This is a genomic window from Bacillus sp. JJ634, assembly GCF_036962285.1.
Classification (GTDB): Bacteria; Bacillota; Bacilli; order Bacillales; family DSM-1321; genus Peribacillus; species Peribacillus asahii_A.
The window spans coordinates 1-6,977 of record NZ_JBALMU010000163.1 but is presented as its reverse complement, the minus strand read 5'-3'; the positions used below and the strand labels follow the sequence as shown (position 1 = coordinate 6,977).

Annotated in this window: 7 protein-coding genes; 4 read left to right on the top strand and 3 right to left on the bottom strand. The window is 38.1% G+C overall.

Annotation, left to right across the window (positions count from 1 at the left end):
* On the top strand, positions 1 to 474 hold a 474-nt coding region (locus V7068_RS20135), incomplete at its 5' end, for an adaptor protein MecA (RefSeq protein ID WP_499714263.1).
* Between the two features lie 69 nt (positions 475 to 543).
* Here the strand turns inward: V7068_RS20135 and V7068_RS20130 are convergent.
* Positions 544 to 1,674: an iron-containing alcohol dehydrogenase family protein gene (locus tag V7068_RS20130; protein ID WP_499714262.1), complete on the bottom strand. Its 1,131-nt coding sequence runs from the start codon at positions 1,672 to 1,674 to the stop codon at positions 544 to 546.
* Positions 1,675 to 1,941: 267 nt separating this feature from the next.
* Here V7068_RS20130 and V7068_RS20125 point away from each other — a divergent pair, with 267 nt between their 5' ends.
* The gene (locus V7068_RS20125) at positions 1,942 to 2,067 is read left to right on the top strand and encodes a hypothetical protein (RefSeq protein ID WP_499714261.1); all 126 of its coding nucleotides are present in this window, start codon (positions 1,942 to 1,944) and stop codon (positions 2,065 to 2,067) included.
* Between the two features lie 323 nt (positions 2,068 to 2,390).
* Here V7068_RS20125 and V7068_RS20120 read toward each other — a convergent pair whose 3' ends face one another.
* The gene (locus tag V7068_RS20120) at positions 2,391 to 3,128 is read right to left on the bottom strand and encodes an SDR family NAD(P)-dependent oxidoreductase (RefSeq protein ID WP_499714260.1); all 738 of its coding nucleotides are present in this window, start codon (positions 3,126 to 3,128) and stop codon (positions 2,391 to 2,393) included.
* A 321-nt stretch (positions 3,129 to 3,449) separates the two neighbouring features.
* Here V7068_RS20120 and V7068_RS20115 point away from each other — a divergent pair, with 321 nt between their 5' ends.
* Together V7068_RS20115 and pepF are read left to right on the top strand one after the other, a co-directional pair.
* The gene (locus V7068_RS20115) at positions 3,450 to 4,661 is read left to right on the top strand and encodes a competence protein CoiA (RefSeq protein WP_499714259.1); all 1,212 of its coding nucleotides are present in this window, start codon (positions 3,450 to 3,452) and stop codon (positions 4,659 to 4,661) included.
* 127 nt (positions 4,662 to 4,788) lie between these two features.
* A complete protein-coding gene (gene pepF / locus V7068_RS20110; protein ID WP_499714258.1) occupies positions 4,789 to 6,606 on the top strand; it encodes an oligoendopeptidase F in 1,818 nt (605 codons plus the stop codon).
* 50 nt (positions 6,607 to 6,656) lie between these two features.
* Here the strand turns inward: pepF and V7068_RS20105 are convergent, their stop codons facing one another.
* The gene (locus V7068_RS20105; RefSeq protein WP_499714257.1) at positions 6,657 to 6,824 is read right to left on the bottom strand and encodes a hypothetical protein; all 168 of its coding nucleotides are present in this window, start codon (positions 6,822 to 6,824) and stop codon (positions 6,657 to 6,659) included.
* Positions 6,825 to 6,977: the final 153 nt, after the last annotated feature.

Below are 6,977 nucleotides of genomic sequence, written 5' to 3'. Positions count from 1 at the left end.
GCTCTTGAAAAAGGTCTAGAAATTCTTGTGACGCGAGCACAATTAGGGAAAGATGGACAAAAGCTGGATTTAGCTTTTTCAGATGAAAAACTGAAAAACTTCCAGATGGATGATAAAGTCGAAAGTCTCCTTGAAGAGCATTTCCAAGGAAAAGAAGACTATAGCGGCGTGGCCTTTGAAGACGGTATGATTGAATTTATTACGGAGTTCCCTGACTTCGAGGATGTAATTTCTCTCAGTAAGCGTTCTGGCTTAGATCAATGGACGACTAAACTGTATGCGTATGAGGGTAAATATTTTCTATATATTGAATTTGCTGAAGATAGTATTGAAGAAGAAGATATCGATAATGTATTGAGTGTGCTGTTGGAGTACAGTCATGAATCTCCGGTGACGGTTCATGTTCTTGAAGAGTATGGCAAACTGGTGATTGACGGCAATGTGTTCGAAACAGTCTCCAATTATTTTTCATAAAATTATGCCGATTTCAAATAGAAATCGGTTTTTTGGTACATAGAAAAAGCACCCAATTGGGTGCTTTTCTTATTTTAACCCGCTATACAAAGCTTTCAGTGATTCTTTCGTAATAGTCACAGGATTATTCATCATATTAGGTGCGAAGCTATTAGCAACAAGATGATCTAAATCGTCTTCTGTTTTGACACCGACTTCTTCTAGTGTTGTTCGTAATCCCATTTCCTTTTTCATTTCGTCAATGCGGTCGGCTAATTCTTCCGCATCCTTAAATCCTAGACGCTGACTAAAAGCGTGTAGACGTTCTGCTTCAGGTCCTGATTGGCTATTTAACTTCCAAAACGAAGGAAGCGTAAAGGCGCAAGCTTCGCCGTGTGGAATATCGAAATCTTGTGTTAATGGATAAGAACAAGCATGAGCTGCTGCTGTTTGAGTGAGATTAAACGCCATACCAGCTGTAACAGATGCTTCACTCATTTTTGCTCTTGCTTCTAAATTATCCGGTTCGTGATACGCTGTTAGTAAGTGCTTGAACACGAGAGAGGCCGCTCTTTCTGCTGCTAAATCTGTAAGCGGCTGATGTTTCTTGCCGTAGTATGCTTCGAGCGAATGAGCTAGGACATCAAGGCCGCTTGCTGCTGTAACGGCTGGCGGACAAGTGACTGTCAACTCAGGATCTACGAGTGCGTACATGGGATAGAAGTAATCACTGCCGATTGGTGCTTTTATATCATTTTCAGTATCCGTTAACACCGAAACAGTAGTGATTTCACTAGCTGTTCCTGATGTTGTTGGAATGGCAATCAGGGGAATACCTGGCTTGTTAATGGGACGTTTCCTAGAGAAGAAATCAGCTGTCGGGTATGGTGTTTTAGCGACAAAACAAGCTACCTTCGCGCAATCTATAATGCTGCCGCCTCCAAGTGCAATAGCAAATTCACATTGGTGTTCACGAATCATATCTGCGCAGGCATCTGTATTGTGAACAGTTGGATTTGGTTGAATATCAGAAAAGAGGGTAGTAATTCTTCCTTCTGATTGATCAATAATCTTTTGCGCGATTCCATGTCGAACCATGGAAGGGGCGCTGATTAATATGCCGTTTTTTAGACTAGAGTCTTTTAAAATATCAGGTAATGTGTTCAGTTTACCTACTCCGAAATCGATCGGGACAGGCTGTACATAGAAAAAGTTCTCCATTGTTGTTTCTCCCCCTTTGGTTTATGCGATTATGTTAATATAATGGTTTGGAACTAAAAATTAACATTTATTATAACACGGTTTATTTTGTAAGTAATGTTTGATCTGTGAAAAGATATTGCTGTTTTCGAGTGCTCTTTATTAACTTGGGGATAAATCCTTGCTACTGTTTTTTAGACTAATGAAATGAATAGTAAGATAATTATACGTTACATTATATCACAATTAAAGGAAGAAAATGTTAAAATAAGTTGCGGTGAAGAAAAATTGCGTAAGACCATTGAAACGTTTAATACATGTGGAATTACTAAAACGGCGGTGTTACAGGGATTTTTATTGTTAGATGAAGAGTCATCGCTGGAAATTATTTTTGTGAATGCTGTAAAGGATTGAATATTTATGTGAAGTTTTGTAACATTTGTAGTGTTTACACCGTATTACGAGGAAAGAAAGATGCACCGCCTGTTGTAATGGGATTGTCCGTGTCAGGCATCTAACTAAATGAAAAAGGGGAAGAAACGAAGAATTTGGATGGTGCTTTAGTAGAACTTGAAAAGAGTGAGAACTCATCTGAAAAGAAAAAGGAGATGCTAAACATTATAACCCCTAATGCAGGAAAACATCTTTCTGCTAAGCTACTTGAACAACAAAAAGCAGGGACCCATATTAGTTTATGTATAACATGGGTTCCTGCTTTTTGAGTTTATGATTTTAACTTATTGTGCTGTATAGCCGCCGTCAACGGTTAATGTATTGCCTGTCATAAAGGATGAATCGTCTGAAGCCATGAACAGTACAGCCTTTGCCATTTCTTCTGATGTTCCAAGACGCTGCATTGGTGTCATAGCAGCAAGTGCTTGTTTACTTTCTTCTGGAATAATCGGTGTATCAATAAAGCCTGGTGCTAAGGAATTCACACGGATATTTTTCGTTGCATATTCCAGTGCAAGGGAGCGTGTTAAGTTAATAACGCCGCCTTTTGCTGCATTATAAGCTGCTGAGCCAGGTGAACCGACCAACCCGTACATAGAAGCTGTGTTAACAATGGACCCGCCGCCGGATTTTAGCATTTCACGAATCGCTTCACGAGCTACTAGAAATACACCATCTAAATCGACATTAACGGTGTTGCGCCATTCCTCATAAGGAAGCTCTTCTGTTGGTGTCACTTTTCCAATCCCTGCATTATTAAATACGATATCTACTTTTCCAAAAGCATCGACTGTCTTTTTAAAAATATTTTGTACTTCTTCTTCTTTTGTAATATTTGCTGTTATAAAAAGGGCTTCAGCATTTTGCGCTTTTAACTCTGCTTCAAAAGCTTTTCCTTTTTCTTCATTTAAGTCGACAAGTACGACTTTTGCGCCTTCCTCAACGAATAACTTTGCTGTTGCAGCACCAATTCCTGATGCTCCGCCTGTAATGACCGCTACTTTATCTTGTAACTTACCCATATCGATACATCCTCCTTTAATAGTTACAAAAAACATTCCATATTTTCTGTTGCATACCTACTAGCATGACACAAATGAACCCTGATGATTCGGAGTTATAATTGTTCCTCTATAATAGTGATTTATATTACTTTTGGATGGGTCTAAAGGTAATGTAATAACTGTTGCGATAATGATATATTAATTTACTAATTTGGTAAATATATTATCCTGGGCAATATTCAACAACTTTTTGAACGTTATATAACGGAACTAATAAACAGGAGAATAGTGGATATTTCGTGTTATAGTAGGTATACATCCTATATAAGGAGGTAAAGTATGCTAACTGCAAAAAGCCATGATGGGACGTTAATCACTTTGCCGGAAATACTTACAGCAAACATGCTCGCTTTGATTAAAGCATCCGCCCCCTACTATTGTCCTTGCTGTGCAACGGAGCTTGTCATTAAAGCAGGAGCTATGAAAATTCCTCATTTTGCCCACAAAAGCAACACCTCTTGTCATGCCTCATCAGAACCTGAGTCACCTTATCATTTACTTGCGAAACGACAACTTTTTTCTTGGTTGAAGGACCATGGTTATCAAGCAGAATTAGAAGCTTATTTACCTGTTATTAAGAAGCGAGCGGATATTCTAGTAAAGAGTGAAGGACAAACATACGCCTTTGAATTTCAGTGCTCGACGATTAGTGAAGCTGTATTTATCGAACGAACAGAATCCTATAAAAGCCTCGATATTACACCAATTTGGATTTTAGCTGAGAAAAATATAAAAAGAGTGGATACTCAAGAGTTTAGACTATCCGCTTTTCAATGGCTGTTTGTAACAGGGGTCAGTGCCTATCCTTTTTTATGGACGTATTGTCCAGAGCGCAATCAAGTATTTGCCCTTAAAGGCATTACGCCTTTTTCTCCTGCAACCGTGTTTGCCGAAATGACCGCTGCTCCATTACAGCTCCTTTCACCTAAACACCTTATTCCTCGAATCCATGAACAGTTCCCCTTTATTACACTATGGCGTTATAAACGGAAAAGCTGGTGCCTTCATCGCGTGAAAACAGCTAATCTACATAACCCATTTTTTCTCGCTTTATATAGACATCGTTTAACCGCAGCGACATTGCCTATTGAAGTCGGAATTCCAGTCAAAAGCATGACGCTGATTAGGACGGCTGCGATTGAGTGGCAAGCCTGGCTTTATTTAGATGTTTTACATAAAAGGGAGCTAGGGCAATTTGTGCAATTACGAACGTTTCTGCAGTCTTTTCAAAAAAGAGTCGCTAAAGGTGTAATTACATTAAGGACATTACCGCTAGTAAAGCGTGACGCGTTTCATCCTGTTTATGAATATATCGCCTTTTTAGTACAAGCAGGTTATTTAACAGAGACGACAGCAGGCTGTTATAAGCTAACGAAAGAAATCACCATTCCCCAAACGATGATGGAACAGGAAGAACTGGAAAAGATGTTCTATCATGAGTATAAATGGATGCTTGAGAAGAACAATATCATTTATAATGAAAAAGCTTGATCTACTTCGTGTCATAGGGGAATAAGAGCAGGAGTTTCCTAGTGAATGAAGAAATAGTTAGTATGGAGAAGCTATACATGATCAAGGATCCATATCGAGGAAGTACTTTTGAATGGAGGAATGTGAAATGACAAAGGAAACATCGGTGAATACATTACCATCACGCCAAGATATTACGGTTGAGGATACATGGAGACTTGAGGATATTTTTGCATCAGATGAGGCTTGGGAAGCGGCTTACCAGGAAGTAAAAGAAGAGTTAAAGAAAGCGAATCAATTCCAAGGCAAGTTAGGAGAGAGTGCAGATCAATTATATAATGCGCTGCAATTTCAAGATAATGTGTTAGAGAGGTTGGGGAAAGTCTATGCGTACTCTCATATGCGTTATGATCAAGATACAACGAACTCTCTTTATCAAGGGTTCGATGACCGGGCGAAAAATTTATATGCACAAGCATCCAGTGCATTTGCTTATATTGTGCCTGAACTGTTAAGCATCGAGGAAAGCACAATTTCTCAGTTTATGGCTGAAAAGAGTGAATTGAAATTATATGAACATGCGATTGAAGAAATTAATTTACAGCGTCCGCACGTGTTATCTGCGACAGAGGAGGCATTGTTAGCTCAAGCTTCAGAAGTGTTTGATGCTTCTAGTAATACGTTTGGAATGTTAAATAATGCAGATTTGAAATTCCCAACGATTAAAGATGAAGACGGCAATGATGCAGAGATTACGCATGGTCGCTATATTCGTTTTTTAGAAAGTACAGATCGTCGTGTTCGTCGGGAAGCTTTTGAAGGAGTATATAGTACGTATGGCAAGTTCCGTAATACATTTGCGAGCACGCTAGCCGGACAAGTGAAGAGCCAAAACTTTAATGCATCTGTTCGTAAATATGACAATGCCCGTCAAGCAGCTCTAAGCAATAATAATATTCCAGAAGCGGTTTATGATAATTTAGTGGAAACAGTGAATGAGCATCTTCCTTTACTACACCGCTATTTAGATTTACGCAAGAAAGTTCTAAAGCTTGATGAACTTCATATGTACGATTTATTTACGCCGCTTGTACAAGAAGTGAAGATGGAAGTAACGTATGAAGAAGCGAAAGACTATGTTTTAAAAGGTCTTGCGCCGCTTGGTGAAGATTATTTACAAGTTCTAAAAGAAGGATTTGAAAATCGTTGGGTCGATGTGCATGAGAATAAAGGAAAACGCAGCGGTGCGTATTCTTCAGGTACATATGGCACAAATCCATATATTTTAATGAACTGGCAAAATAACGTGAACAACTTATTTACGCTTATTCATGAATTCGGTCATTCTGTTCATAGTTACTACACGCGTAAATATCAGCCATATCCGTATGGAAACTACTCGATTTTCGTAGCGGAAGTAGCTTCGACATGTAATGAGAACTTATTAAATGATTATTTATTAAATACAATTGAGGACGAGAAGAAGCGAATTTATTTATTAAATCATTATTTAGAAGGCTTCCGAGGCACGTTATTCCGTCAAACGATGTTTGCAGAGTTTGAGCATACAATTCACGTAAAAGCTCAAAATGGTGAGGCATTAACAGCGGATATGCTTACGGAAGAGTACTATGCGTTAAATAAGAAGTATTTTGGCGATAACATGGTGATTGATGAAGAAATCGGCTTAGAGTGGGCGAGAATTCCGCATTTCTATTACAATTATTATGTGTATCAATATGCGACAGGTATTAGCGCGGCTACAGCATTAAGTAAACAAATTCTTGAAGAAGGAGAGCCGGCGGTTAACAGATATATTGAATTCTTAAAATCAGGCAGCTCCGATTATCCGATTGAAGTATTGAAAAAAGCTGGAGTCGATATGACGCAAGCCGAGCCAGTTCGTGAAGCATTAAAAGTGTTTGAAGAGAAATTAAACGAATTAGAATCACTTCTATTAAAATAAAAACATAAAGCGAGGCCCTTCAGACAAAGGGAGGGCCTCGCTTATTTTAGTTAAAACCCTTTAAAACGTTTACGTTCGTTCATACTATGTAAAAAGAGAAACAGAACAAAAAATAAAATAGGGGAGGTAATATATAAAGGCATTAATTTCATAAATCCTAGCAGTTGGAAAAAAATAGAGAGGAATAGAAGGGCAAGTAAAATAATAAACTTAAACATTATACTTCTCTCCTTTATCATATTAAAATAATATTTAACTTTATTTTCATGTATAGTTAAATAATGGTCATTAGGAGTTTTATTTTACAGTTTATGTAGATTGTAAAAGAATATGATTATGACAAATATGTGAAGTTTCGCACATACTTATTG

What these genes read in the sequence shown, in the direction of transcription:
- V7068_RS20130 (WP_499714262.1), bottom strand. Translation starts at nt 1,674, where the DNA reads ATGGAGAACTTTTTCTATGTACAGCCTGTCCCGATCGATTTCGGAGTA.
- V7068_RS20120 (WP_499714260.1), bottom strand. Translation starts at nt 3,128, where the DNA reads ATGGGTAAGTTACAAGATAAAGTAGCGGTCATTACAGGCGGAGCATCA.
- V7068_RS20115 (WP_499714259.1), top strand. Translation starts at nt 3,450, where the DNA reads ATGCTAACTGCAAAAAGCCATGATGGGACGTTAATCACTTTGCCGGAA.
- pepF (WP_499714258.1), top strand. Translation starts at nt 4,789, where the DNA reads ATGACAAAGGAAACATCGGTGAATACATTACCATCACGCCAAGATATT.
- V7068_RS20105 (WP_499714257.1), bottom strand. Translation starts at nt 6,824, where the DNA reads ATGTTTAAGTTTATTATTTTACTTGCCCTTCTATTCCTCTCTATTTTT.